The sequence below is a fragment of the Kitasatospora hibisci genome (genome assembly GCF_043950205.1).
Taxonomy (GTDB): domain Bacteria; phylum Actinomycetota; class Actinomycetes; order Streptomycetales; family Streptomycetaceae; genus Kitasatospora; species Kitasatospora hibisci.
Genome location: NZ_CP171642.1, coordinates 3,807,351 through 3,829,278 on the forward strand (window position 1 = coordinate 3,807,351; position 21,928 = coordinate 3,829,278).

Genomic DNA, 21,928 nt, shown 5'->3' on the forward strand with positions numbered 1-21,928 from the left:
GGTCACACGTCCGCCGCGGCATCGTGCAGGATCGGCCAGAGCTCGACCGGCTCGACATCCGCGAACGGCATGTCGGCGGCGATCTCCTGGGCCCGTTCCAGGCTCTCGCAGTCCAGCAGGTAGAAGCTGGCGAGGTACTCCTTGGTCTCCAGGTACGGGCCGTCCGTGACCACCGGGAGGCCCTCCCGGCGGCGCACCAGCTGGGCGGCGGCCGCGTCGGCCAGGCCGTAGGCGCCGATCAGCTCACCGCTCTCGCGGTACTTCTTGTTGAACGCGTCCTGCTTGGCGATCGCCTCGGGCCAGGCCTCGGCCGGGAACGCGTCCCACTTGGCCTGGTTGCCGTAGATCATCGCGACGTACTTCATCTCGGGTGTCCTCCCGTCGTGCGCGCCCCTCCGGCGCGCTCTCACCCTTCAGTCGGAGCGGGTGCCGGGACCTCGACATCGTCCGACGACATTTCCCGAATCCTTTTCGCGGGCCGTCGAACGGCCCGGAAGACGCCCCCCATCGGCATGATCAACATATCGGTATCGACCTGCCGGAGTCAGCGGTGACGCCCGAGCCCGCCGCCCGGCCCGCCGCCCGGCCCACGAGCGGCGGGCGGCGGTCCTGGCGGGGCGGTCAGTCCTCCGGGCCGAGGTCCACGCCCGCGAGCAGGCCGGCCAGGCGCTCCGGGTCGGTGAGGACGTCCAGGGCGGTGATCCGGCCGCCCCGGATGGTGAAGGCCATCAGCGACAGCGGCTCGCCGTCCGCGAACGAGAGCACCGCGGGCCCGCCGTTGACCAGCACGTGGCGGCCCTCCACCGCGAACCGGGCGAAGGTGATCGCCTGCGAGGCCACCTCGGCCGCACCGCGGCGCAGCAGGCTCGGCCGCAGGGCGCCGCCGTCGGAGCGCGCCACCACATCGGGGTCGAGCACGGAGAGCAGGGCGTCGAACTCGCCGCCGCGCGCGGCGGCGAGGAAGGCGTCCACGACGTGGCGCTGCCGGGCCAGGTCGGCGTCGGGAACCGGGGCGGCGTCCTGGACCCGGCGGCGGGCGCGGCTGGCGAGCTGCCGGGTGGAGGCGGAGGTGCGGCCGAGGATCGGGGCGATCTCGTCGAAGGGCACCTCGAACATGTCGTGCAGGACGAAGGCGAGCCGCTCCGCCGGGGAGAGCGCCTCAAGGACGATCATCAGCGCGATGCCGACCGAGTCCGCGACGAGGATCTCCTGCTCGGGGTCGAGCGTCTGGACGCGGCTGACCACCGGGTCGGGCAGCCGGAGCCGGTCCTCCTGGTCCGGCATCGCGTCCTCCCGGCGGGCGGTGCGCGAGCGCAGCATGTCCAGGCAGATCCGGCCGACCACGGTGGTCAGCCAGGCGCCGAGGTTGCGTACCTCCCCCACGTCGCTGCGGTGCAGCTTGAACCAGGCCTCCTGGACGGCGTCCTCGGCCTCGGTCAGTGAGCCGAGCATCCGGTAGGCGACCGCCCGCAGCTGCAGGCGCTCCTCCTCGAAGCGCCGGGCCAGCAGTTCTTCCCCGCTCATCGGTCACATCCTCGGGTCGGGATCCGTCGGTCCACTGACGGACGCTAACCGACGGAACGGACCCGCGCCGCGGCATCCGCGCTGACCTGCGGAGACCCGGAGGCCGTCTCCGCCGATCGCAGCGAGCGCCCCGGACTGCCGCTCCGGGAAACCTCCGTGACGGTCCGTCACGCCTCCGGCCGGCGCAGCGGGACCGCACCGCGCCGCCCGCGGGACCGCGCCGCGCCCGAGTGGGGCGATAATCCCCCGTACCGATCCGTCCACGCCCGCAGGGAACGGCCCATGACCAGCTCCCGGACCTCCCGAGCCACCTCCCGGACCTCCCGGACCCCCCGGGCCATCACCGGGGCCGCCTCCTGGACCGCGTTCGGCGGCGACCTGCACCTCGACCTCACCGGGCGGCGGGCCGCCGGCGCCGGGGTCCGGGCCGCCCTGGAGGACGCGCTGCGGGAGGCGGTCCAGGACGGCCGGCTGGCGCCCGGCACCCGGCTGCCGTCCTCCCGGGCGCTCGGCGAGGACCTCGGAATCGCCCGGAACACCGTGGTGGAGGCGTACGGGCAGCTGACCGCCGAGGGCTGGCTCAGCTCCCGGCAGGGCTCGGGCACCACGGTGGCCGAGCGGACCACCCCCCGCCCGGCCCGGCGGGCCGCACACCCGCCGCTGGACCGCCGCACCGCCCGGTACGACCTGGCCCCGGGACGGCCTGACGTCTCGCTCTTCCCGCGGACCGCCTGGCTCTCCGCCGCCCGACGGGCCCTGGCCACCGCCCCGCACGAGGCCTTCGACTACGGCAGCCCGCTCGGGCGGATCGAGCTGCGGCAGGCGCTCACCGACTACCTGGCCCGGGTCCGCGGCGTCCGGACCGACCCCGACCACCTGCTGGTCTGCGCCGGGTTCACCCAGGGGCTGGGCCTGCTCTGCGCCGCCCTGCGCGGCCGGCGCGCCCGCTCGCTGGCCGTGGAGGAGTACGGGCTTCCGCCGCAGCACGAGGTGGTCCGGGCCGCCGGGCTCACCACGGCACCGCTGCCGCTGGACTGCTCCGGGGCGCGCACCGAGCTGCTGGCCCGACGGCGGGACGCGGCGGTGTTGCTCACCCCCGCCCACCAGTTCCCGACCGGTGCCGCGCTCTCCGCCGAGCGCCGGGCCGCCGCCGTGGCCTGGGCCCGCACGCACGACGGGTACGTGATCGAGGACGACTACGACGGCGAGTTCCGCTACGACCGGCAGCCACTCGGCGCGATGCAGGCACTCGACCCCGAGCGGGTGGTGTACGCGGGCACGGCCGCCAAGAGCCTCGCCCCCGGTCTGCGGCTCGGCTGGCTGGCACTGCCGGACGCACTGGTGGAGCCGGTGGCCCGGCTCAAGCAGCAGGCGGACGGGATGTCCCCGGTGATCGACCAGCTCACACTCGCCGAGCTGATCACCTCCGGCACCTACGACCGCCACGTCCGCCGCTCCCGGCTGCACTACCGGCGCCGCCGTGACCACCTGGTCGCGGCGCTGGCCGAGCGGGCCCCGCGCGTCCGGGTGACCGGGATCGCCGCCGGCCTGCACGCCGTGCTGCAACTGCCGCCCGGCGCACCGTCGGAGGCCGAGCTGCTGGCCCGCGCCGAGGCCGCCGGCCTGGTGTTCGGCGTGCTCGGCTGGCACCTCGCCGCGCCCCCGCCGGGCCCGGACGCCGCACCCGCCCTGGTGGTCGGCTACGCGACGCCGCCCGACCGGCTCTTCCCGGCCGCAGTGGACGCGCTCTGCGAGCTGCTGCGCGGGGTATGAGGCTCGGGCGGGCCCGGGGCCTGTCCGCCTGCGCGCAGGGGTCGCTACTTGTTCCGGTTGCCCAGCTCGAAGAGCAGGAGGATGAAGCCCGCGAAGGCGTGCGTCGCGACCGTGTAGATCACCAGGCGGATGCCGACGCGGCGGTTGGCCCACTTGCCGGCGTCGACGGTCTTCGCGGCGGGGGCAGCGGGGGCGGCGGGGGCGGCGGGGGCGGCGGGGGCGGCGGGGGCAGCGGGGGCAGCGGGGGCGGCGGGGGCAGCGGGGGCGGCGGGGGCAGCGGGGGCAGCGGGGGCGGTGTCGGCGCTGACGGTGGTGACGGTGGTGGGATCAGCCATGGGAGATCTCCTCCGGGAGGTCTGACGGTGGGTCAGTGCGGAGCGGCAGGGCCGCCGCCGAGGCAGAGTTCACCGCCGGGGCTCTGCAGCAGGGTGTGGACGAAGAGCAGCTCGACCCCGCCGGACGACTCCGCGGCGATGCAGTGCGGGGTGAGCGAGTCGAAGTGCGCGGAGTCGCCCTCGTCGAGCTGGTGGAGGCGGTCGCCGAGGGTCAGCTTCAGCCGGCCCTGGAGGACGTAGAGCCACTCCTCGCCCGGGTGGACCCGGACGACGGCGTCCTGGACGCCCAGCGGGACGTGCACGCGCAGCGCCTGCATCGCCCGGCCGGGCGCACCGGCCCGCCGGTAGCCCCAGCCGCCCGCGCGGCCGGGCTCGATCGCGCCGCCGCGAACCACCGGGTCCGGCTCGACCATGGCCTCGCCGAGGAGGCCGGAGACGGACGTGCCGTAGGCGCGGGCGAGGCCCAGCAGGACGGGCAGCGACGGCTGCCGTCGGCCGGTCTCCAACCGGGACAGATAGGCTGGGGAGAGGCCGACCCGGGCGGCGGCCACCTCCAGGGTGAGGCGGCTGCCGAGCCGGTGCTCACGCAGTCGCGCGGCGAGGCCGGCGACCTCCTGGTCGTCGAGCTGGTCACCGGTGGAACCGGCGGAACCGGCGGAACCGGCGGTGGTGGGGCCGGACGGGCTGGTGCTCATGTGACCAGTGGACACCCCCGCGTGCCACACGGGCAAGAAATTTGCCTCAGAGGCAAACCGCGTCCCGCCCTCTACTCCGCCGCCAGGTGGTCCGGCCCCGGGCCGAGCGTCCCCGCGGCCACCCCGGCCTGCGGCTGGCGCCGGGCCGGCTCGCGGCCGGGCGGCTGGGCGCAGCGCTCCTGGGCGGGCGGCACCGTGGTGGGCAGCGTGACCGGCGTGCCCGCCTTCACCTGCACCGCCTCGCCGTCGTGCCGCAGGTGGATCACCTCGCCCCGGCGCAGCGTGTACGTCGTCCCCTCGTGGGTGATCCGCACCCCGAGCAGCTGGCCGCGCACCAGCAGCGAGAAGCTCAGCCTCATCAGCCCGGTCGGCAGCCGGGGCCGGAAGGACAGCACCTCCGTGTTGTCCCGCAGGCCGCCGAACCCGGCCACCAGGGCGATGCAGGCGCCGGCGAGCGAGGCCATGTGCAGGCCGTCGCGGGTGTTGCCGCCGAGGTCGTGCAGGTCCATCAGGGCGGCCTCGGCGGTGTAGTCGTACGCGAGGTCCATCTGGCCGACCTCGGCGGCGATCACCGCCTGGGTGCAGGCCGAGAGCGAGGAGTCGCGGACGGTCAGCCGCTCGTAGTAGGCGAAGTTGCGGGCCTTCTGCTCGTCGGTGAAGGCGTCGCCGCGCACCTGCATGGCGAGCACCAGGTCGGCCTGCTTGACCACCTGCTTCCGGTACAGGTCGAAGTACGGGTAGTGGAGCAGCAGCGGGTAGTTCTCCGGCGGGGTGCGCTCGAAGTCCCAGACCTGGTGGTCGGTGAAGCCGTCGGCCTGCGGGTGGACGCCGAGGTTCTCGTCGTACGGGACGAACATCGCCGCGGCGGCGTCCCGCCAGGCGGCGGTCTCCTCGGTGTCCACGCCGAGCGCGGCGGCCTCCCGCGGGTGCCGGGCGGCGGCCTCGGCGGCGACGCGCAGGTTGGTCTGCGCCATCAGGTTGGTGAAGACGTTGTTGTCGGCGACCGCGCTGTACTCGTCCGGCCCGGTGACGCCCTCGATGCGGAACTTGCCGACGGCGTCGTGGTGGCCGAGCGAGCGCCACATCCGGGCCGTCTCGACCAGCAGCTCCAGCCCGTACTCGCGCTCGAACTCGACGTCCCCGGTGGCCCGGACGTACCGGGCGGCGGAGACGGCGATGTCGGCGCCGATGTGGAAGGCCGCGGTGCCGGCCGGCCAGTACCCGGAGCACTCCTCGCCGCGGATCGTCCGCCACGGGAACACCGCGCCCGAAAGGCCGAGTTGGACGGCCCGCTCGCGGGCCATCGGCAGCGTGGTGTGCCGCCAGCGCAGCGCCTGGTTGACGGCGCCCGGCAGGCAGTAGGTGAGCACCGGCAGGACGAAGGTCTCGGTGTCCCAGAAACTGTGGCCGTCGTAGCCGGGGCCGGTCAGGCCCTTGGCGGGGATGGCCCGCTCCTCGCTCCGGGCGCCCGCCTGCAGCACGTGGAAGACGGCGAACCGGACGGCCTGCTGGAGCTCGACGTCGCCCTCGATCTCGACGTCGCTGGTCTCCCAGAACTCGCTGAGGAAGGCGGCCTGTTCGGCCACCAGGCCGTCCCAGCCGGTGTACCGGGCGGCGGTCAGCGCGGCCTCCACCTGGTCCCGGACGGCGGGCAGCGAGCGGGTCGCGGACCAGCCGTAGGACATGAACTTCACCAGGCGCAGCTTCTGGCCCGGTTCGAGCACGGTGGTCACGCTGATCCGGCAGTGGTCGGCCTCGGACTCGGCGACGGTGTCCAGCCGCTCCGGGCCGTCGATGAAGTGGTCCATCCCGGCGGCGACCCGAATGCCGCTGTAGCGGGTGCGGTGCACCAGGACGGCCTTGGTGCCGCCGGCGTGGCTGGCCTCGGCGAGCAGCGGCGCCTCCAGCACGGCGGCCGCCCTGGGGTCGCCCTCGGGGCCGCCGGGCAGCTGCTCGTTGGCGACCAGCTCCGACTGGAGGACGATCCGCACCGGCCCGTCCACCGCCTCGACGGTGTACTCGACGGCGGCGATGGCGCGCTGGGTGAGCGAGACCAGCCGGGTGGAGTTCACCCGGATCGTCCGCCCGGCCGGGGAGGCCCACTCCGCCTCGCGCCGCAGCAGCCCCTCGCGGAAGTCCAACCACCTCCGGTGGCTGAGCAGTTCGCCGTAGCGCAGGTCGAAGGGCTCGTCGTCCACCAGCAGCCGGATGATCTTGCCGTTGGTGATGTTGATGATGCTCTGGCTGGACTCCGGGTAGCCGTAGCCGCCCTCGCCGTACGGCAGCGGGCGCAGCTCGAAGACGCCGTTGAGATAGGTGCCGGGCAGGCCGTGCGGCTCGCCCTCGTCCAGGTTGCCGCGCAGGCCGATGTGGCCGTTGGAGAGGGCGAAGAGCGACTCGGCGCGGGCCATCGAGGCCAGGTCGAGGCCTGGCTCGACGATCTGCCACGGGTCGACCGAGAAGTTGTCCAGGCCGGTCATGCCGCGCCTCCTTCGAGCAGTTCGGCGAGGTCGGTGACGACCACGGTGGCGCCGTCGCGGCGCAGCTCGGCGGCCTGGCCGACGCGGTCCACCCCGACCACCGCGCCGAAGCCTCCGGCCCGGCCGGAGGCGACGCCGGCGAGCGCGTCCTCGAAGACGGCGGCGTGTGCCGGCTCGACGCCCAGGGCACGGGCGGCGGCCAGGTAGGTGTCCGGGGCCGGCTTGCCGGGCAGTCCCTCGCGCTTGGCGACCAGGCCGTCCACGATCACGTCGAACAGGTCCTCGATCCCGGCGGCCCGCAGGACGTCCCGGCAGTTCGCGCTGGACGAGACCACCGCGCCGGGCAGCCCGAGCTCCCGCAGCCGGCGCACGTAGGCGACCGAGCCCTCGTAGGGCTGGACGCCCTGCTCGCGGATCATCCGCAGCACGGTGTCGTTCTTGGCCAGGCTGATGCCGTGCACCGTGCGGGTGCCGGGCGGGTCGGCGTCGGTGCCCTCGGGGAGCGCGATGCCGCGGCTCTCCAGGAACGCGCGGGTACCGTCGAGTCTCGGGCGGCCGTCGACGTAGGTGTCGTAGTCGACGACCGCGTCGAAGGGGACGAACTGCCCGCCGGTGCGGGCCGCTTCCGCGCGCAGGAAGGCGTCGAAGGTGTCCTTCCAGGCCGCGGCGTGCACCTTGGCGGTCTGGGTGAGCACCCCGTCGAGGTCGAAGAGGAAAGCGCGGATGTCGTCCGGAAGCCCCAGCATGGGTGCAGTCTTACCCGTGAACGCGGGGAAGCCACCCATTCCCGGCGGCGCGTCGCGGGAAGGGGCGGCTTCCGGTGGCTCCCGGGCCCGGCGGCGCTCAGGAGTCGGGCATCTGGGACTCGGGCGCCGCCGTCACCGCGAAGACCGCGCCCTGCGGGTCCTGCACGACGGCCATCCGGCCGGACTGCATGTCGAACGGCGGCTGGATCACCGAACCGCCCGCCTTCACCAGGGCGTCCACCGTGGAGTCGGTGTCGTCCACCGAGAAGTACGTCATCCAGTGCGGGGGCGTGCCTTCCGCCAGGTACCCGGCGACCGGCTGCATGCCGCCCACCGTGCGCTCGCCGACGTTGAGCGAGTAGTAGCCCTCCATGCCCTGGATGGTCGCCGGGCGCAGGCCGAGCGCCTGGTGGTAGAACCGCCCGGCCGCGTCGGTGTCGGTGGTGTTGAGCTCGTTCCAGACCAGCGCGCCGGGCTCGTTGACCACGCCCGCGCCGGAGAAGTCCACCTTCTGCCAGACGCCGAACACCGCGCCGGTCGGATCGGCGGCGACCAGCATCCGGCCGACCGTGCCGACGTCCATCACGGGGTAGAGGATGGTGCCGCCGCTGTCGGCGATGGCCCGGCCGGTGGCGTCGGCGTCGTCCGAGGCCAGGTACGTCGTCCAGGCGACCGGCGGGACGGGCTGGCCCTCCGGGGCCGTCTGCGCCATGATCCCGGCGACCGGCTTGCCGTTCAGCGAGCACACGGAGTAGCCGCCGAACTCGGGCGGGCCGACCTCGCCCTGCCAGCCGAACAGGTCGCGGTAGAAGTCGAGCGCGGCCTGCTGGTCGCTCGCCATCAGGTCGACCCAGCACGGGGTGCCGGGCTTGTACGGAGCGGTGACTACGGGCATTGCTGGGCCTCCAAGAGCGATGGTCCTCCGCCGGGCCCGCCGGTCCGGCACTCCGTGCGGGAGCCGTCGGGGCGGGCGCGGCGCTCCCGCACCGGGCGGACGACCGGACGGCGGTACACCGCCCACCTTCGCCGCGCCACCGCGATCGCGCCACCGGACGGCGCCCGGCGGGGGACGCCCCCGGCGCACCGTCACGCAGTGTGCTCCGGGGCCTTCACGAAGTACGGCTGCACCTTGCCGCTCTGCACGTAGTCCTTGAGCCGGACGATCAGCTCCGCCCAGGTGCCGGCCACCGTCGGGACGCCCTCCTCGGTGCCGGGCTGCCAGCCGCCGTGCCGGAACAGCAGCCGGGTGCGGCCGGGGTCGCCGGGCTGGTCCGCGAGCTCCCAGCTGATCCAGGTGCCGGCCCAGTGCGGCGGGAAGGTACCGACGTTCGTCCACACCACCCGGTCCCGGTCGGCGCGCTCGCGGCGCAGCCGGAACGGCTCGGGGACGCCCGGGAAGTCGAAGAGCAGCACCTCGTCCTCGTCCCGGTCGACCTCGGTGGTCCACCAGCTGGTGAGGCCGTCGTGGGTGTTGAGCGCGGCGAGCACGACGTCGCGGGGCGCGGCGATGTCGAACTGCATGGCGATCTCGGCCATGGGGTCCGCCTTTCGGTCCTGCGGGCCCCCCTCGTTCCACGGCCCGCCACGTGGGCCCGTTCCGTGGTCCCCAACGGCCACCATGGCACGGGCCCGGGGCGCGCACACCCCGGGCCCGGCCCCGTCGCCCTGCGTCGCCGGCCGCTACCCGCCGCTGCCGTAGGTGGTGCCCGCGCAGATGTCGTCGTCCGCCGAGCGGGCCTCGTTGGTGACGCTGGTGGGCAGCGGTCCCGGGGCGGTCGGGGCGGCCGAGGGACCGGAGGTGCCGGAGGCGGCGGCCGTGCCGCCGTTGGCCGCCACGAAGTCCTTGCCCACGATCACGGTGACGCCCGCCGAGCTGCCGGCCTCGACGGTCGCCCCCGGGAACAGCGCGGCGACCTTCTCGGCGTTGGCCTTCTGGCCGGAGCCGTACTCGACCATCGTGGTCGTGTACTTGGTGCTGGCTGCCGTGCCCGCCTTGGTGACGGTGAACTTCGCCGCCTTGAGCTGCTCGCTCGCCTTGTCCGCCATGCCCCGGGTGGTGGTGCCGTTGTAGACCGCCACCTTGATCGCCGCGTTGCCCGCGTCGGGGGCCGCCGCCGGGGCGGCGGAGGTGGTGGCGGGGGCTCCCGGTCCGGCGGAGGCGGACGGCGAGGCGGGCGCGTCCGGCTGCTCACCCGTGGCGTTCTGGCCGTCGAGGGTCCGGTCGGCCTTGATGGTCTCCCAGAGCTTGCCGGCGTCGGGCTGGACGATGTCGAGGTCGGCATCCACGGTGCGGTAGCGCCAGGGCACCGTGACGAACTTGAGGTCGTGCAGGTCGATGTTCTTCAACGAGAGGCCGAAGGAGAGCAGCTTGTCCGCCGAGTCCAGCCCGGGGTCGACGACCAGCGACTTGGTGGCGGCGTCGGCGAGCGGCAGCAGGGTGGTCGGGTTGAGGCCCTGGCCCTTGATGTTCTTGGCCAGCGAGCTGAGGAAGGCCTGCTGGCGCTTCATCCGGCCGATGTCGGAGCCGTCGCCGAGGCCGTGCCGCAGCCGGACGTAGTCGAGCGCCTTCTGGCCCTCGACCTTCTGCGGGCCCTGCGGCAGGACGAGGTTCCCCTTCTTGGGGAGGAGCTTCTGGTTGATGTCGCTCTCGTAGATCGGCTTCGGCAGGCAGACGTCGACGCCGTGGACCGCCTTGGTCATCGCCGAGAAGCCCTGGAAGTCGACCACGATGGTGTGGTCGACCCGGATGCCGGTGAGCTTCTCCACGGTGTTCTGGGTGCAGGCCGGGTTGCCGTCGTCCGTCCCGCCGACGGCGAAGGCCTCGTTGAACAAGGCGTTCGGCTTCTCCTTGGTCCACTTGCCGCTCGGCAGCTTGCAGGCCGGCAGGGTGACCTTGGAGTTGCGCGGGATCGAGATGCCGACCGCGTGCTTATGGTCGGCGTAGACGTGCAGCAGGATCGTGGTGTCCGAACGGGCGCCGCCGTCGTCGCCGCCGCCCAGGTCGGCGTTGTTCTTGCCGCGGCTGTCCGAGCCGACCAGCAGCACGTTCACCGGCTTGTTGCCGTCCGCGTCCGCCTGCGCCTCGGGCGGCCGGTCGGTGGCGATGGCGTCCGCGTCGAAGGACTTGATGTTGGCGTTGAGCTTGAGGTAGATCGCCCCCCCGGCGCCGGCTATCAGCACCAGCACCCCGGCCGCCGACCAGGCGACGATCTTCTTCACGTTCTTGGGCGGCTTCCGGCTGTTGCGGGCCGCCGCCCGGCCGCCGGGGACGGGGCCGGACGGCCCGCCCGTCTCCGGTCCCCCCTTGCCCTGCGGGCCCTTGCCCTGAGCCGCCCGCCGGGCCTCGGCCCGCCCGCCGGTCCGCGGCTGCGGCACCGCGCCGCCGTCGCCCGCCTCGGTCGTGAGCGCACCAGGCGCGTCGTCACCACGAGCCGGGCCCTCGCCCCATTGACCTGACATCCGTGTACCTTTCACCGGCGGACGCGGCACCCGCACATCCGGGTGCACTGCACACAGAGAGACGGCTGGAACCACCGCCGGGTTGCACATACGAAGGTCGCAATGACCTACGAACGCCCCCCGCGATCGTCCCCGCAGCCCCCTCCTACGGCCCCCTGCAGCCACAGCAGGCCCTCTCGGAGCATACAAGCCGGTCATATTTATCCGGCCGTGCTCTCGATCACCCGCCGGTGCCCCACCGGTCCAGGAACCCTGCCCGCACGCACGGGTGACCCTCCGTCAACACCCGTCCACGACTCCCCCAACGCAGCGGAGCCGGACCGGGACTCGCGTCCGGTCCGGCCCCGCAACCGTGGGCCGCCAGGGGCTCGAACCCTGAACCTACGGATTAAAAGTCCGCAGCTCTGCCAATTGAGCTAGCGGCCCTACACCGGCGACAGTATGCCAGAGCGTGCCGCCGCGCGACGCACTGTGCGGCGTTTGCGCAGATCAGGGCACGTGTAATGCGCTCACCGCGCACTGCCGCACGGGCTAGCCACAAATTCGCCGGGGACACGTCAATCTGTTCCCGCGCCCCGCATGGTCCGAAGGCGTCCGGACACATCACGGACACGGCATGGGTGGGGCTGACGCATCGCCACCCGCGCCCCACGAAGCGCTTGGCACGGAACCGAGCGGCCTGCTCACGCGCCACTGGCCCGCCAGCCCCAGATGCAGAACCACGCCGCAGACACACCGAGCGCGTGGCAGGAGACGGAATGCAGGATGCCGCGCTCGGCCCTCTGGTCGCCGATCACCCCGACAAGCGCCGCCGGGTCCGCCACAGCTATTTCACCCGCAGGGTCATGCAGCGCTTGAGAACATCACGCTCCGTCTCCAACTCCCGGACAAACTTGTCCCGTTCGGCCGACTGCCACCGCAGCCGGGCCAGCTCCTCGCGCTCGGACTCGCCCAATGTCCCGTCACTGCCAGCCTTCCGCGACCGGGAAACCCAGGTGGGGTCAGGGTGGTCTCGTTGATCCCGAGCTCCGCGCGACCTCCGCTGCGGGCATCCCCGTCTCGGCGACGATCCGTCTGGGTGGACTGTCCGCAGAAGGAGCTGACCTCCCGTCTCCTGGCGGACACATGTGAGGCCTGCGGGGCCACCGGTGATGTCCAGGTGCATCACGGCAGGGCCCTTGCCGATCTCGCCCGTGCCGGATGGCCGCCGTCCGACTGGGCGCGCGTCATGCTCGACCGGCGGCGCAAGACGCTCGCGGCCTGCGCTGCCTGCCATGACCGCATCCACGAGACACGAACGGCCGGATCACCAACGCCGTGATCACTGGAGAGCCGGATGACCGGGAACCCGACATGCCCGGTTCGGCGGGACGCCGCGCGGGAAAGAGCCTGCCAGTCAGGCACCTCGCCGCGCGGCCGACCCAACCACCTGGCTCACCGCACACCGGCGCCTCGCCCGGGACTACGAAGCCCTTCCCACTCGCTCTGCAGCCGTGATTCACGTCGCGATAATCAACCTCATGACCCGCCGACTCACCGGCGCCCCCACCTGGCGCGGAACATCAGCCCCAGACTCAGGGGCGAAACGCCCGGTCAGGCCCCGGCGGCAGGGCGGAACACGAGGGTCCGGGTGCCCCAGAAGCGCAGGGCGGTCGCCAGCGCCATCCCGATCACGCTGCCGGAGATCAGGTCGGCGGTCGGAGTGGTCAGGTCGAGCAGGTAGTGCGAGACCCCGAGACAGCCGAGCTGAACCACTGCGCCGAAGAGGTTGACCACCAAGAACATGGCGGTCTCCCGGCCGGTCTCGCCCTTCGGGGCCCCGGCCCGCCGGGCCCGGAAGGTCCAGTACTTGTTCCCGACGAAGGCGACAGCGGTCGAGGCGGTCAGCGACAGCACCTTGGCGAGGACCGGTCCGGCCCCGTCGCGGAGGACGAGGAAGAGCAGGATGTCGGTGGCGTATCCCAGACCGCCGATGATTCCAAACTTCAGCAGTTCGGGGAGCGCCGTACTCAGCCGGTCACGGAGTGCAGCCATGTCACCCGGCCAGAACAGCGAACCCGTACAGCCCGGCCCAGATGGCGCCGAGGACGAGTAGCGGACGATCCTTGAGGACGACGTTCTCCGGAGCCTCGGCGTGGCCACGGTCGGCGAAGACGGCGTAGCGCAGGATCGCGAAGACGAACGGCAGGACGGTGATCTGCCGCAGCGCGGTGTCCGCTCCGGCGGCATTGTCGGACGACCACAGGCAGTAGCTGAGCAGGGCCACAGCCGCGGAGGCCTGCCAGACGAACCGCAGGTACCCGGGGGTGTACGAGGCGAGCAGGCGGCGGGAGTCAGCGGCCTGCTCGCCCATGCTGACGAGCTCCGAGTAACGCTTGGCCCCAACCATGAACAGGGCGGCGAACCCGGTGGTGATCAGGAACCACTGGGACAGCTTGATGTCGGCCGCGAGTCCGCCGATCATGGCGCGGATCAGGAAGCCGGACGTCACGAAGGCCAGATCAACCACGAGGACGTGCTTGAGGCCGGTGCAGTAGAGAAACTGCATGACCAGGTAGGTGCCCAGCGCGATGGCGGTGGGCAGGTTGCACAGCAGGAGCGCCCCGCCGATCGCGCCGCCCGCGAGCAGAGCCGCACACAGGTAGGCGAGCGGGAGCGGGACGATCCCGGAGGCGATGGGACGGTTGCGCTTGGTCGGGTGGGCCCGGTCGGCCTCGACGTCCATGGCGTCGTTGAGAAAGTAGATCGCCGACGCCGCCGCGCAGAACAGGACGAAGACGATCCCGGCCTGCTTGAGCACCGTGGTGTCGGTCAGCATCCCGGCGGCGCCCGGCGCCGCGAGCACGAGGACGTTCTTGACCCACTGGCGGGGCCGGGCGTTGCGGATCAGCCCAGCAGGAAGGGCCTTGAGCTTGAACGGGCGGGCCGTCGGCGCGGTGCTCGCGGTGCCGGCCAGAACCGCCTGCTCGACAGGACCCGCAGCGGCCGGGGACGCCACGGGCTCGGTGTCGAGCGTCGTCGACTCAGCCATCGGCCCGCTGCCCCTTGGCAATCCAGGAACGTCCGGCCGCGGCCACGGCGGCGCCGAGAGCGGCACCGCCGACGACGTCGGTCATGTAGTGGACGCCGACGACCAGGCGGGAGAAGCACATTGCGCCGGCTACGGGAGCCACCGCCGAGGCGGGGAGCAGCGAGGCGAAGGCGACCACGGCGGCGGCCGAGGACGTGGCATGCGAGCTGGGGAAGCTGTGCTGCCCGGCGGTCTTGACCAGCGGCTCCATGCCCGGACCGTTGGGGCGCGGCCGACGGACCACCCGCTTGACCGCCATGCTGGCGGCATGAGCGCCGGCGACCGTGGCGGTTGCTCGGAGCCAGCGGCCCCGGCGGTCGGAGTCGAGGACCGCACCGGCGAGGCCGAGGGCGATCCAACCGGCGGCGTGCTCGCCGGTCCAGGACAGGGCCTTGCTGGCGTTCACTGAGCGCTGGTCATTGAACCGCTCGCGGACGGACCGGTGGACCTTGTGGTCAGCACGTTCCAACGCCCGGAGAAACTGGGGCATTCTGGGATTTCCTCTGCTGCAGAAGCGGGGAGAGCACGGCCTCACTCGGAGCGGGGAAGTCACACAGCATGCGCCGGTCCCACAGACCCGAGTCCGCTCTTGCGCCCCCCCTAGCGATAGGCATGCGGGGACATGATACAGACTATTTTCATACCGCACTTGCGATCCCCTCACGCGTGAGCGGTCCCTGCCGCGGGATTCAGGCCCGGCGACGGTGCGCCGGCGGCGGCTGACGTGACGGGCGCAACATCCGATGGCCATCTTTTCTGCCTCTGGTACGGTCAGTCAGTTCATCGCCAAGTGCCGAATGCGGCCGAATCGTGGATGGGTTGAGGATCGCTCGTGGGCGTACTGGGGCTGCTAGTGGCCCTGACGGCGACAGCCGTCGGCACAGCGCATGTGATCGGCACATTCGGCCCCTGGAGGGCTGCTGACGCTCTCTCGGGCTGGATCCTGGCGTCGGTGACGCAACTGATCGGGTTGGCCCTTCTCGTCGGGGTCCCCGTGCGCGGCCTGAGACCGCTTCCGATGCTCGTCGCCGCCGTACTGGCGGCCGCGATGGAGATCGCCGTGGTCCGGACCAGACCGGCCGCCCTGGTCCGGTACCGCGAGACGGTGTCGGGCGTCGCCCACTCGCTTCGCAGCACCGTCGGCGTCTTCTGGCGCAACCCGGCCACCGTGTTCCTCGGTTTGCTGGTGACGGCCGCCTACGTGTGGCGCGTCGCGCTGGGCTCCTTTGTGCTTCCCGTCGAATGGGACGGCATGTGGTACCACTTGGTCGGTCCCGCGGTCTGGATCCAGAACGGTCAGATCGGCCATACCCCGGCCGCCTTCTGGTCCGACGTGTACCCGCAGGGCCAGGAGCTGCTGGGCGCCTGGGCCGGCGTATTCACCCACACGCTGCGCTGGTCCTGGGCGGCGACGCTCCCCTTCCTGCTGCTGGGTTTCACGGCCGCGGTGTCCCTCGCCCGGCGCTTCGGCGCGCGGCGCGACCACGCGCTGCTTGCCGGGTTCGGGTTCCTGACGACCCCGGCAGTGCTCGCGCAGACCGCAACCTCCTATGTTGACGTCGGCGCGGCCACCACAGCTGCCGCCGCGTTCCAGTTCGTGCTCGCCACCCCGAGCGGCAGCGGCGAGGTCGGCGGACGGCTCCGCCACCTCTGGCTCGCAGGCATCGCCCTCGCCCTGGGGACCAGTGTCAAGGCGTCCAACCTGCTGACCATGGCTTGCGTCTTCGCTGTGGGGATCGCGCAGGTGGTGCTGGCGGTTCTGGCGGAGCGCCGCTCGGTGGGCCGCGAGGCGACCGGGTTCCTGCGCAGCGGTGTCACCCAGTCGGCAATGCTGAGTGCGGCGCTGATCGTGCCCTCGGTCCTACTGTCGTCCTACTGGTACGTCCGGACGTGGATGGCCCACGGCAACCCCTTCTATCCGTTCACCATGTTCGGCTTCTCAGGACGCGGCACCGTGCACGACCTGATCATGGTCAATAACACGCCCAAGGTGATCCTCGAGGCGGGCGGGGTGCCCGCGCAGCTGTGGGAGTCGTGGACCACCCCGATCGCGGCTGGCTTCTCGTACGACCAACGGCTGGGCGGTCTCGGCGGCGGCTGGGTCTGGGTGCTTCTTCCGGCGGTGCTGGCGGGGACCGTGCTGTTCGCCGTCCGACGCCAGTGGGCGCTGCTGCTCGGCCTGCTGCTACCTATGGCGGTGATGGCGGCGGCGAGCCCGGGTCCGTGGTGGGCGCGCTACACCCTGTACCTGCCGGTGCTCGGCGGGGTCTTCCTCGCGGTCCTCCTCACCTGGATAGGCGGTACGGAAGAACGGCCGGCCGGCTCGGTAGCGTGGGGGCGCTGGGCCGGATCGGTGGCCGTCGGGCTCGGGCTGGCGGTTGCGGCCACCGGTCCGATGTGGGCGGCGACGGAGCCCACCTACCTCCCGGTGAGCTCCGACGGTTCGCACCTGCGGGCGGCGACGATCGACGAGACCGTCGGCCTGATGCGCAACCGGACGCTCCAACAGAAGCAGCTCTGGCCCTGGAACACCTTCACCAACGTTCGGAAGCTCCCGAACGGGTCGGTGATCGCCATCACCGACAAGGGCCCCGACATCCGCTTGCCGCTGATGGGTCTGAAGATGGAACGGGAACTGGTCCAGGTCGACTCCACCACGGATCTGGCCACGCTCCGTGCCGACCTGAAGCGGAGTGGCGCGGGCTTCCTCGCGCTCGACCCGGCCGGCGAGTCCGACGCCCAGCTCCTCGCGCAGGTCCAGACGGACCCCGGCCACTTCCGCCTGGTGAGCGGCAATGACCCGATCCGGATCTTCGCGCTCGACGGGATCTGATCACCCGCGGGACGCCACAACGGAGGCCTGGTCCGGTGACGTTCACCGGACCAGCCCCCGTCGTCCCCAGCACACGCGCATCACTGCACCACCGCTGCCGGTCAGCCGGCGAGCAGCGCGGCCCCGGCCGGGCGGCCCGGCACCGCGTTCCGCGGGTGCGGCGGCTGAGGAAAGAGGTTGTTCCTCCCGCAGATGCGCACGGTGACGCGGGACTCGGCCGGGCGGTGCAGGCCGTGGAACTCCTCGGTGGGGGCGGCGAAGAGGCCGAGCCGGTCGGTGTCGGAGCCGGCGTGGGCGAGGCCGTACGCGGTCGAGCCGACGATCCCGGAGAGCAGGACGGTGCCGGGTGCGGTGGGCATGGATCTGCTCCGATCTGGACGGTCCCGGTCGGGATCGCGCGGGCGCGGCCGGTGTGCGGGGCCCTCGTCGCGCGGTGCGGTCAGAGGAGTGTGCCGTGCGCGGGCCGCGCCGGGCGAGCGAATTCCCACCCGGCGGCGGCCCGGGCCCGATACTGGCCGCATGGCGAAGGCGAACGGCACCCCCCGGCACCCCGAGGCCGCCTCCACGGCCCCGCCCGGTGCCGCACCCGGCACGGCGCCCGACGTCACCCCCGAGAAGCTGCGGGCCTGGTGGGCGCACCGGCAGTGGCTGGACGGCACCCACCGCGGCGCGTCCGCGGCCGAGGTCCTGGCCACCACCGGCTGGGCCCGCTCGGTGGGCGGCGCGGCGCCCTACCTCGGGCTGTTCGCCCGGGCCGGGCTGGACCGGCAGACGGTGGACGCGGCGGTCGCCGGGCAGGAGGTGCACGAGCTGCCCGCCGCGCGCGGCTGCACCTACGTGGTGCCGGCCACCGACTTCGCGCTCGCCCTGGCGGTCGGAGCGGCCTCCGCCGCAGGCGAGTTGGCCTCCGCCGAGAAGCACCTCGGGGTCGGCCGGGACGAGGTGGAGAAGCTCTGCCTGGCGATCGGCCGTGCCCTCGCCGCCGCCCCGGACACGCCGCAGGACCCGGCCGCGCTCCGGGTGGCGGTCAGCGGCGCCGTCCGGTCGCTGGGCGAGGCCGGGAAGAGGCGCGGTCTCTCCACCACCCTGCCGCTGGCCCTCGGGCTGATGCAGTCGCGCGGCCAGATCCGCCGGGTGCCGGCCAACGGCCGTCTGGACCAGCAACGTTACGGCTACCTCGGGTGGGACCAGCCCGTCGCCGGCGACGCGGTCGACCTCGCCCGGCGCTACTTCACCTGGGCCGGCCCGGCGAACCTCGGGCACTTCCGCTGGTTCTCCGGCTTCACCGCGGCGACCGCCCGGCGGGCCGTCGCCGAGGCCGGGATCGTCCCGCTGCCGGGCGGGCCGCCCGGCAGCGGGCTGCTGATGCTCCCCGAACTCGTCGAGGAGTTCGCTGCGTTCACCGTCCCGGCGGAACCGTCCTACGCACTGCTGGCCGGCATCGACGGCATCCACCTGCTCCACCGAGACCTGCCCCGGCTGGTCGACCCCGCCGACGCGGTCCGGCGGCTGCCGTCCGGCAGGGGCGGGAAGGCCGGGCGCATCCTCGGCGACGAGGCCGATCCGCAGACCCACGTCGTGCTGGACCGGGGCCGGATCGTCGGCTTCTGGGAGTACGACGTCGAGCGGTCCGAGATCGTCCACCAGTCGTTCGCGCCGCCCGACGCCGAACTGCGGGCGGCGGTGGCCCGGACCGAGGCCTTCGTCCGCGACCAGCTGGGGGACGCGCGCGGGTTCAGCCTGGACTCGCCGAGGAGCCGGGCGCCGAAGATCGCGGACCTGCGGGCGGCGGCGGCCGCGTCCGGGTGGTGAGGCCCGGGGCCGCGGGACGGTGACGTCGACCCGGGCCGTGACGCGGGGCCCGGGCCGTGACACGGGCCCGGGCGGGCGCCGGCGGAGTACCGTGCAGGGCATGACCGACGCGACGGCCGCGGCCCGTACCGAAGTCCTCCTCGTCACCGGCGCCGGGCGCGGGATCGGCGCCGCCACCGCACGGCTCGCCGGGCGCCGCGGCTACCGGGTCTGCGTCAACTACCGCAGCGACGAGGCCTCGGCGGCCTCGGTGGTCGAGGCGATCCGGGCCGAGGGCGGCACCGCCGTGGCCGTCCGGGCGGACGTCACCCGCACCGCCGGGGTCGAGCGGCTGTTCGCCGCGGTCGACACCGAACTCGGCCCGCTCACCGCCCTGGTGAACAACGCCGGAACGCTGGAGAAGCAGTGCCGGCTGGAGGAGGTCGACGAGGACCGGCTGAACCGGATCTGGGCCGCCAACATCACCGCCCCCTTCCTCTGTGCCGCGCAGGCCGTCCGCCGGATGTCCACCCGCTACGGCGGGGCCGGCGGCGTGATCGTCAACGTCTCCTCCGTCGCCGCCCGGCTCGGCTCGCCGAACGAGTACGTGGACTACGCGGCCGCCAAGGGCGCCGTCGACTCGATGACCCGCGGGCTGGCCTTGGAGGTCGCCGCCGAGGGCATCCGGGTCAACGCCGTCCGGCCGGGCCTCATCCACACCGACATCCACGCCCTGGGCGGCGAGCCCGGCCGGGTGGACCGGGTCGCCCCCGGCCTGCCGATGCGGCGCGGCGGGCAGCCGGAGGAGGTCGCCGAGGCGATCCTCTTCCTGCTCTCCCCGGCCTCCTCGTACATGACCGGCGGCTTCCTGGACGTCGCGGGCGGCCGCTGAGGCGGGCCCGCACCCGGCCCCGGCGGCCGCTGAGGCCGGCCGGGGCGGACCGGGCGGGCGCCTGCGGCTGCCGGGGTGCGGGCGCGGGGAGCCGGACACCGAGACCTCGTGTTCCGTTTCCTTCCCGTGGCGCCGCTCCCGCCCGTACGGTGGAGCGCATGACCGACGCCTTGCCGGACCGTGAACCCGACCTGCCGTCCGCCCTCATCGACATCCCCGGTGTCCGCAACTTCCGTGACGCCGGCGGCGTCGGCACCCTGCGCAAGGGGGTGCTCTACCGCTCCGGGTCCTTCCACGCCCTCGCCCCGGAGGGCGCCCAGCGCCTCAAGGCGCTCGGCGTGCGGCTGGTGATCGACCTGCGCAGCCCGTTCGAGCTGGAGGTCTGGCCGGACCTGCGGCACGGCCTCGACCACGAGGCGGTCAACCTCCCCACCCTCCCGGCCAACCGGGAGGACACCGACCGGCCCTGGCCCGAGGACCAGGCCGAGCTCTACCCGTTCATGGCCCAGACGGCCGGCCCGTCCCTGGTCGCCGCGGTCCGCCGGCTCGGTGCCCCCGGCGGCGTCCCGGCCGTCGTCCACTGCGCCGTCGGCAAGGACCGCACCGGCCTGACCATCGCCGTCGTGCAGTCCCTCCTCGGAGCCTCCGACGCCGACGTCATGGCCGACTACCTGCTCTCCAACGCGGGCCTCGGCCTGCTGGGCGGACCGACGCCCTACATCGACGAGACCGGCGCCGAGCGGATCTCCCGCCCCGTCCACGCGCCGCTGCTGGCCTCCTCGCTCACCTGGATCCGGACCAACCACGGCTCCGTCGCGGACTACCTCCGGGCCCACGGCACCACCGACGAGGACCTCGCCGCCCTCCGCGGCAACCTCTCCGCCTGAGGTCCGGGGCCCGAGTCCCGACCGACCCGGTCCGGGCCCGAGTCCCGACCCGGTCCGCGACCGGTCCGCGACCGGGGCGGGCCGGGGACGGGCCTCTACCCCGGCCCCGACGGCCCCGGGCGCCGCCACCGCGGGACACCGCTGCGGCGGCTCCCGCCGGCGGCCTCCGGCAGCAGGCCGCTGCCGACGTTCCGCACCCGGTGGAGGCCGTCCTGGAGCGCGTGATCCGTCACCGTGCGGTCCTGCCACCGGGCACCCACCGGCCGCGGGGCCGCGCGGCCTCGTAGCCGAAGGCCCCGCCGAGCACGGCGGCCACGGCGGCCACCTCCACCAGCGCCGACACCCGCGTACCCAGCGGGACGGCCGCCAGCAGAAGGCCGGCGGCGAGCAGCCGGGGCAGGTTGGGGGTCAGCGCGAAGCTGCGGCGGATCGCGGTGTTCACCGCGAGGAAGAACGCGACGCCGCCGGCCAGGGCGGCGGCCTGCGCGAGGGTGATCGGCGCGCCCGGGTGGGCGACCGCCGACTTCACCCCGGCCGCGAAGAGCAGCACGCCGAGCAGCAGCCCGCAGTGGCCCAGGTTGTAGACGCTCACCGCGAGCAGGTTCCGGCGGTCCGGGGGCAGCGCCGCCATGTGGTGCTCGGCGCGGCTGTCGTCGTCGTGGCCGAAGTACGCCCACCAGAGGCCCACGCAGACGGCCAGGCTGAGCACGGCGACGGAGACCAGCGCGGCGCTGAGGTCGGCGGTGCCCGCACCGACGCCGATGGCGATCACCGACTCGCCGAACGCGATGATCACGACGAGGCCGTGGCGCTCGACGAAGTGGTCGGCCCGGAGCTGGAAGCTCGGCAGGTCGACCAACCGGGGTATCGCGAGCTGGAGAGCGAAGGCGGCGGCCCACAAGCCGAGTTGGGCGGTGCCGGTGAGGTAGCCGCCGGCCACCACCAGGCCGGTGTTGACCAGGTTGAGCCCGCCCATCCGCAGTACCGGCCCGAGCGCCACCCCGGAGGCCGCGAACATCCCGGTGTGCACGGCGACCACCAGCAGGTACGCCCAGCCGAAGGCGACGCCGCTGCCCTCGAAGGCGTGCGGGACGGCGAGCGCGATCACCAGGAAGCCCGCCATCGCCAGCAGCAACAGGCCGCGCCGGCCGTGGCTGGTCGGCGGCATCGCGTTGGTCAGCCAGATGAACGCGTCGTACATCCACCAGATCACCGCCAGCATCACCACCACCTGGGCCAGGCCACCGGGGGTGAGGTGGTGGACCAGGCTCCCGGTGAGCTGGGTGATGGTGAAGACGAAGACGAGGTCGAGGAAGAGTTCGAGCGGAGCCACCCGCAGGGCGGGCTCCGCCTCGGCCGCCGAGGGGGCCGGCAGGGCACGGGGCACGGTCACCGCGCGAGTATGCGGCACGGCGACCGCTTCCCGCGGGTGTTTTCGGCAGC

19 protein-coding genes, 1 tRNA gene and 2 pseudogenes are annotated in these 21,928 nt (G+C 73.4%); 7 read left to right on the plus strand and 15 right to left on the minus strand.

Annotation, left to right across the window (positions count from 1 at the left end):
* Positions 1–2: 2 nt before the first annotated feature.
* Positions 3–365 (minus strand): YciI family protein, encoded by a 363-nt coding sequence (locus ACF9IK_RS16265; RefSeq protein ID WP_395294916.1) that lies wholly within the window; start codon positions 363–365, stop codon positions 3–5.
* A gap of 256 nt (positions 366–621) precedes the next feature.
* Positions 622–1,524, minus strand: coding sequence for a sigma-70 family RNA polymerase sigma factor (locus ACF9IK_RS16270; protein WP_395294917.1), 903 nt, complete (start codon positions 1,522–1,524; stop codon positions 622–624).
* Between the two features lie 282 nt (positions 1,525–1,806).
* On the opposite strand from ACF9IK_RS16270, the gene ACF9IK_RS16275 reads away from it, so the two are divergent.
* On the plus strand, positions 1,807–3,297 hold the full coding sequence (locus ACF9IK_RS16275) for a PLP-dependent aminotransferase family protein (RefSeq protein ID WP_395294918.1): 1,491 nt from the start codon (positions 1,807–1,809) through the stop codon (positions 3,295–3,297).
* Positions 3,298–3,341: 44 nt separating this feature from the next.
* Here ACF9IK_RS16275 and ACF9IK_RS16280 read toward each other — a convergent pair whose 3' ends face one another.
* The 8 genes from ACF9IK_RS16280 to ACF9IK_RS16315 all read right to left on the minus strand — a co-directional run bounded on the left by ACF9IK_RS16280 (position 3,342) and on the right by ACF9IK_RS16315 (position 11,438).
* Complete coding sequence (locus tag ACF9IK_RS16280; RefSeq protein WP_395294919.1) at positions 3,342–3,632, minus strand: DUF6126 family protein; 291 nt, start codon at positions 3,630–3,632, stop codon at positions 3,342–3,344.
* A gap of 32 nt (positions 3,633–3,664) precedes the next feature.
* Positions 3,665–4,327, minus strand: a complete 663-nt coding sequence (locus ACF9IK_RS16285) for a helix-turn-helix domain-containing protein (protein ID WP_395294920.1) — start codon at positions 4,325–4,327, stop codon at positions 3,665–3,667.
* Positions 4,328–4,398: 71 nt separating this feature from the next.
* Positions 4,399–6,807, minus strand: coding sequence for a glycoside hydrolase family 65 protein (locus ACF9IK_RS16290; RefSeq protein WP_395294921.1), 2,409 nt, complete (start codon positions 6,805–6,807; stop codon positions 4,399–4,401).
* Positions 6,804–7,553: an HAD family hydrolase gene (locus ACF9IK_RS16295; RefSeq protein WP_395294922.1), complete on the minus strand. Its 750-nt coding sequence runs from the start codon at positions 7,551–7,553 to the stop codon at positions 6,804–6,806. Before ACF9IK_RS16295 ends, ACF9IK_RS16290 begins: the two co-directional genes overlap by 4 nt.
* A 97-nt stretch (positions 7,554–7,650) precedes the next feature.
* A complete protein-coding gene (locus ACF9IK_RS16300) occupies positions 7,651–8,448 on the minus strand; it encodes a VOC family protein (RefSeq protein WP_395294923.1) in 798 nt (265 codons plus the stop codon).
* 191 nt (positions 8,449–8,639) lie between these two features.
* Complete coding sequence (locus tag ACF9IK_RS16305; RefSeq protein WP_395294924.1) at positions 8,640–9,089, minus strand: SRPBCC domain-containing protein; 450 nt, start codon at positions 9,087–9,089, stop codon at positions 8,640–8,642.
* 144 nt (positions 9,090–9,233) lie between these two features.
* The gene (locus ACF9IK_RS16310; RefSeq protein WP_395294925.1) at positions 9,234–11,012 is read right to left on the minus strand and encodes an LCP family protein; all 1,779 of its coding nucleotides are present in this window, start codon (positions 11,010–11,012) and stop codon (positions 9,234–9,236) included.
* A gap of 353 nt (positions 11,013–11,365) precedes the next feature.
* Positions 11,366–11,438 (minus strand) — tRNA-Lys (locus tag ACF9IK_RS16315).
* Between the two features lie 190 nt (positions 11,439–11,628).
* Between ACF9IK_RS16315 and ACF9IK_RS16320 the strand changes: the two genes are divergently transcribed.
* Both ACF9IK_RS16320 and ACF9IK_RS16325 read left to right on the plus strand, forming a co-directional pair.
* The gene (locus ACF9IK_RS16320; RefSeq protein WP_395294926.1) at positions 11,629–12,333 is read left to right on the plus strand and encodes a hypothetical protein; all 705 of its coding nucleotides are present in this window, start codon (positions 11,629–11,631) and stop codon (positions 12,331–12,333) included.
* Between the two features lie 82 nt (positions 12,334–12,415).
* Positions 12,416–12,571 (plus strand): annotated as a pseudogene (locus ACF9IK_RS16325) (IS5 family transposase); the annotation flags it as partial.
* Positions 12,572–12,605: 34 nt separating this feature from the next.
* Here the strand turns inward: ACF9IK_RS16325 and ACF9IK_RS16330 are convergent.
* The 3 genes from ACF9IK_RS16330 to ACF9IK_RS16340 are packed head-to-tail and all read right to left on the minus strand — an operon-like array spanning position 12,606 to position 14,572.
* Positions 12,606–13,046 (minus strand): GtrA family protein, encoded by a 441-nt coding sequence (locus ACF9IK_RS16330; protein ID WP_395294927.1) that lies wholly within the window; start codon positions 13,044–13,046, stop codon positions 12,606–12,608.
* A 1-nt stretch (position 13,047) separates the two neighbouring features.
* Positions 13,048–14,043, minus strand: a complete 996-nt coding sequence (locus ACF9IK_RS16335) for a decaprenyl-phosphate phosphoribosyltransferase (RefSeq protein WP_395294928.1) — start codon at positions 14,041–14,043, stop codon at positions 13,048–13,050.
* Complete coding sequence (locus tag ACF9IK_RS16340) at positions 14,036–14,572, minus strand: phosphatase PAP2 family protein (protein ID WP_395294929.1); 537 nt, start codon at positions 14,570–14,572, stop codon at positions 14,036–14,038. The genes ACF9IK_RS16335 and ACF9IK_RS16340 overlap by 8 nt, the downstream gene beginning before the upstream one ends.
* Positions 14,573–15,034: 462 nt before the next feature.
* Between ACF9IK_RS16340 and ACF9IK_RS16345 the strand changes: the two genes are divergently transcribed.
* The gene (locus ACF9IK_RS16345) at positions 15,035–16,915 is read left to right on the plus strand and encodes a hypothetical protein (RefSeq protein ID WP_395294930.1); all 1,881 of its coding nucleotides are present in this window, start codon (positions 15,035–15,037) and stop codon (positions 16,913–16,915) included.
* A gap of 200 nt (positions 16,916–17,115) precedes the next feature.
* On the opposite strand, the pseudogene ACF9IK_RS16350 reads toward ACF9IK_RS16345, so the two are convergent.
* Positions 17,116–17,274, minus strand: a pseudogene (locus ACF9IK_RS16350) (DNA polymerase beta superfamily protein); the annotation flags it as partial.
* A 160-nt stretch (positions 17,275–17,434) separates the two neighbouring features.
* On the opposite strand from ACF9IK_RS16350, the gene ACF9IK_RS16355 reads away from it, so the two are divergent.
* From ACF9IK_RS16355 to ACF9IK_RS16365, 3 genes are all read left to right on the plus strand, one after another.
* Positions 17,435–18,727 (plus strand): DNA glycosylase AlkZ-like family protein, encoded by a 1,293-nt coding sequence (locus ACF9IK_RS16355; RefSeq protein WP_395294931.1) that lies wholly within the window; start codon positions 17,435–17,437, stop codon positions 18,725–18,727.
* A gap of 100 nt (positions 18,728–18,827) precedes the next feature.
* Positions 18,828–19,598 (plus strand): SDR family oxidoreductase, encoded by a 771-nt coding sequence (locus tag ACF9IK_RS16360; protein WP_395294932.1) that lies wholly within the window; start codon positions 18,828–18,830, stop codon positions 19,596–19,598.
* Positions 19,599–19,756: 158 nt separating this feature from the next.
* Positions 19,757–20,485 (plus strand): tyrosine-protein phosphatase, encoded by a 729-nt coding sequence (locus ACF9IK_RS16365; protein WP_395294933.1) that lies wholly within the window; start codon positions 19,757–19,759, stop codon positions 20,483–20,485.
* Positions 20,486–20,714: 229 nt separating this feature from the next.
* Here ACF9IK_RS16365 and ACF9IK_RS16370 read toward each other — a convergent pair whose 3' ends face one another.
* Complete coding sequence (locus ACF9IK_RS16370) at positions 20,715–21,878, minus strand: low temperature requirement protein A (protein ID WP_395294934.1); 1,164 nt, start codon at positions 21,876–21,878, stop codon at positions 20,715–20,717.
* Between the last annotated feature and the right edge of the window lie 50 nt (positions 21,879–21,928).

Coding starts and splice junctions, on each gene's coding strand:
- ACF9IK_RS16365 (WP_395294933.1), top strand. CDS start 19,757: ATGACCGACGCCTTGCCGGACCGTGAACCCGACCTGCCGTCCGCCCTC.
- ACF9IK_RS16290 (WP_395294921.1), bottom strand. CDS start 6,807: ATGACCGGCCTGGACAACTTCTCGGTCGACCCGTGGCAGATCGTCGAG.
- ACF9IK_RS16300 (WP_395294923.1), bottom strand. CDS start 8,448: ATGCCCGTAGTCACCGCTCCGTACAAGCCCGGCACCCCGTGCTGGGTC.
- ACF9IK_RS16280 (WP_395294919.1), bottom strand. CDS start 3,632: ATGGCTGATCCCACCACCGTCACCACCGTCAGCGCCGACACCGCCCCC.
- ACF9IK_RS16320 (WP_395294926.1), top strand. CDS start 11,629: ATGGGTGGGGCTGACGCATCGCCACCCGCGCCCCACGAAGCGCTTGGC.
- ACF9IK_RS16265 (WP_395294916.1), bottom strand. CDS start 365: ATGAAGTACGTCGCGATGATCTACGGCAACCAGGCCAAGTGGGACGCG.
- ACF9IK_RS16335 (WP_395294928.1), bottom strand. CDS start 14,043: ATGGCTGAGTCGACGACGCTCGACACCGAGCCCGTGGCGTCCCCGGCC.
- ACF9IK_RS16270 (WP_395294917.1), bottom strand. CDS start 1,524: ATGAGCGGGGAAGAACTGCTGGCCCGGCGCTTCGAGGAGGAGCGCCTG.
- ACF9IK_RS16285 (WP_395294920.1), bottom strand. CDS start 4,327: ATGAGCACCAGCCCGTCCGGCCCCACCACCGCCGGTTCCGCCGGTTCC.
- ACF9IK_RS16275 (WP_395294918.1), top strand. CDS start 1,807: ATGACCAGCTCCCGGACCTCCCGAGCCACCTCCCGGACCTCCCGGACC.
- ACF9IK_RS16360 (WP_395294932.1), top strand. CDS start 18,828: ATGACCGACGCGACGGCCGCGGCCCGTACCGAAGTCCTCCTCGTCACC.
- ACF9IK_RS16295 (WP_395294922.1), bottom strand. CDS start 7,553: ATGCTGGGGCTTCCGGACGACATCCGCGCTTTCCTCTTCGACCTCGAC.
- ACF9IK_RS16330 (WP_395294927.1), bottom strand. CDS start 13,046: ATGGCTGCACTCCGTGACCGGCTGAGTACGGCGCTCCCCGAACTGCTG.
- ACF9IK_RS16305 (WP_395294924.1), bottom strand. CDS start 9,089: ATGGCCGAGATCGCCATGCAGTTCGACATCGCCGCGCCCCGCGACGTC.
- ACF9IK_RS16310 (WP_395294925.1), bottom strand. CDS start 11,012: ATGTCAGGTCAATGGGGCGAGGGCCCGGCTCGTGGTGACGACGCGCCT.
- ACF9IK_RS16355 (WP_395294931.1), top strand. CDS start 17,435: ATGGCGAAGGCGAACGGCACCCCCCGGCACCCCGAGGCCGCCTCCACG.
- ACF9IK_RS16340 (WP_395294929.1), bottom strand. CDS start 14,572: ATGCCCCAGTTTCTCCGGGCGTTGGAACGTGCTGACCACAAGGTCCAC.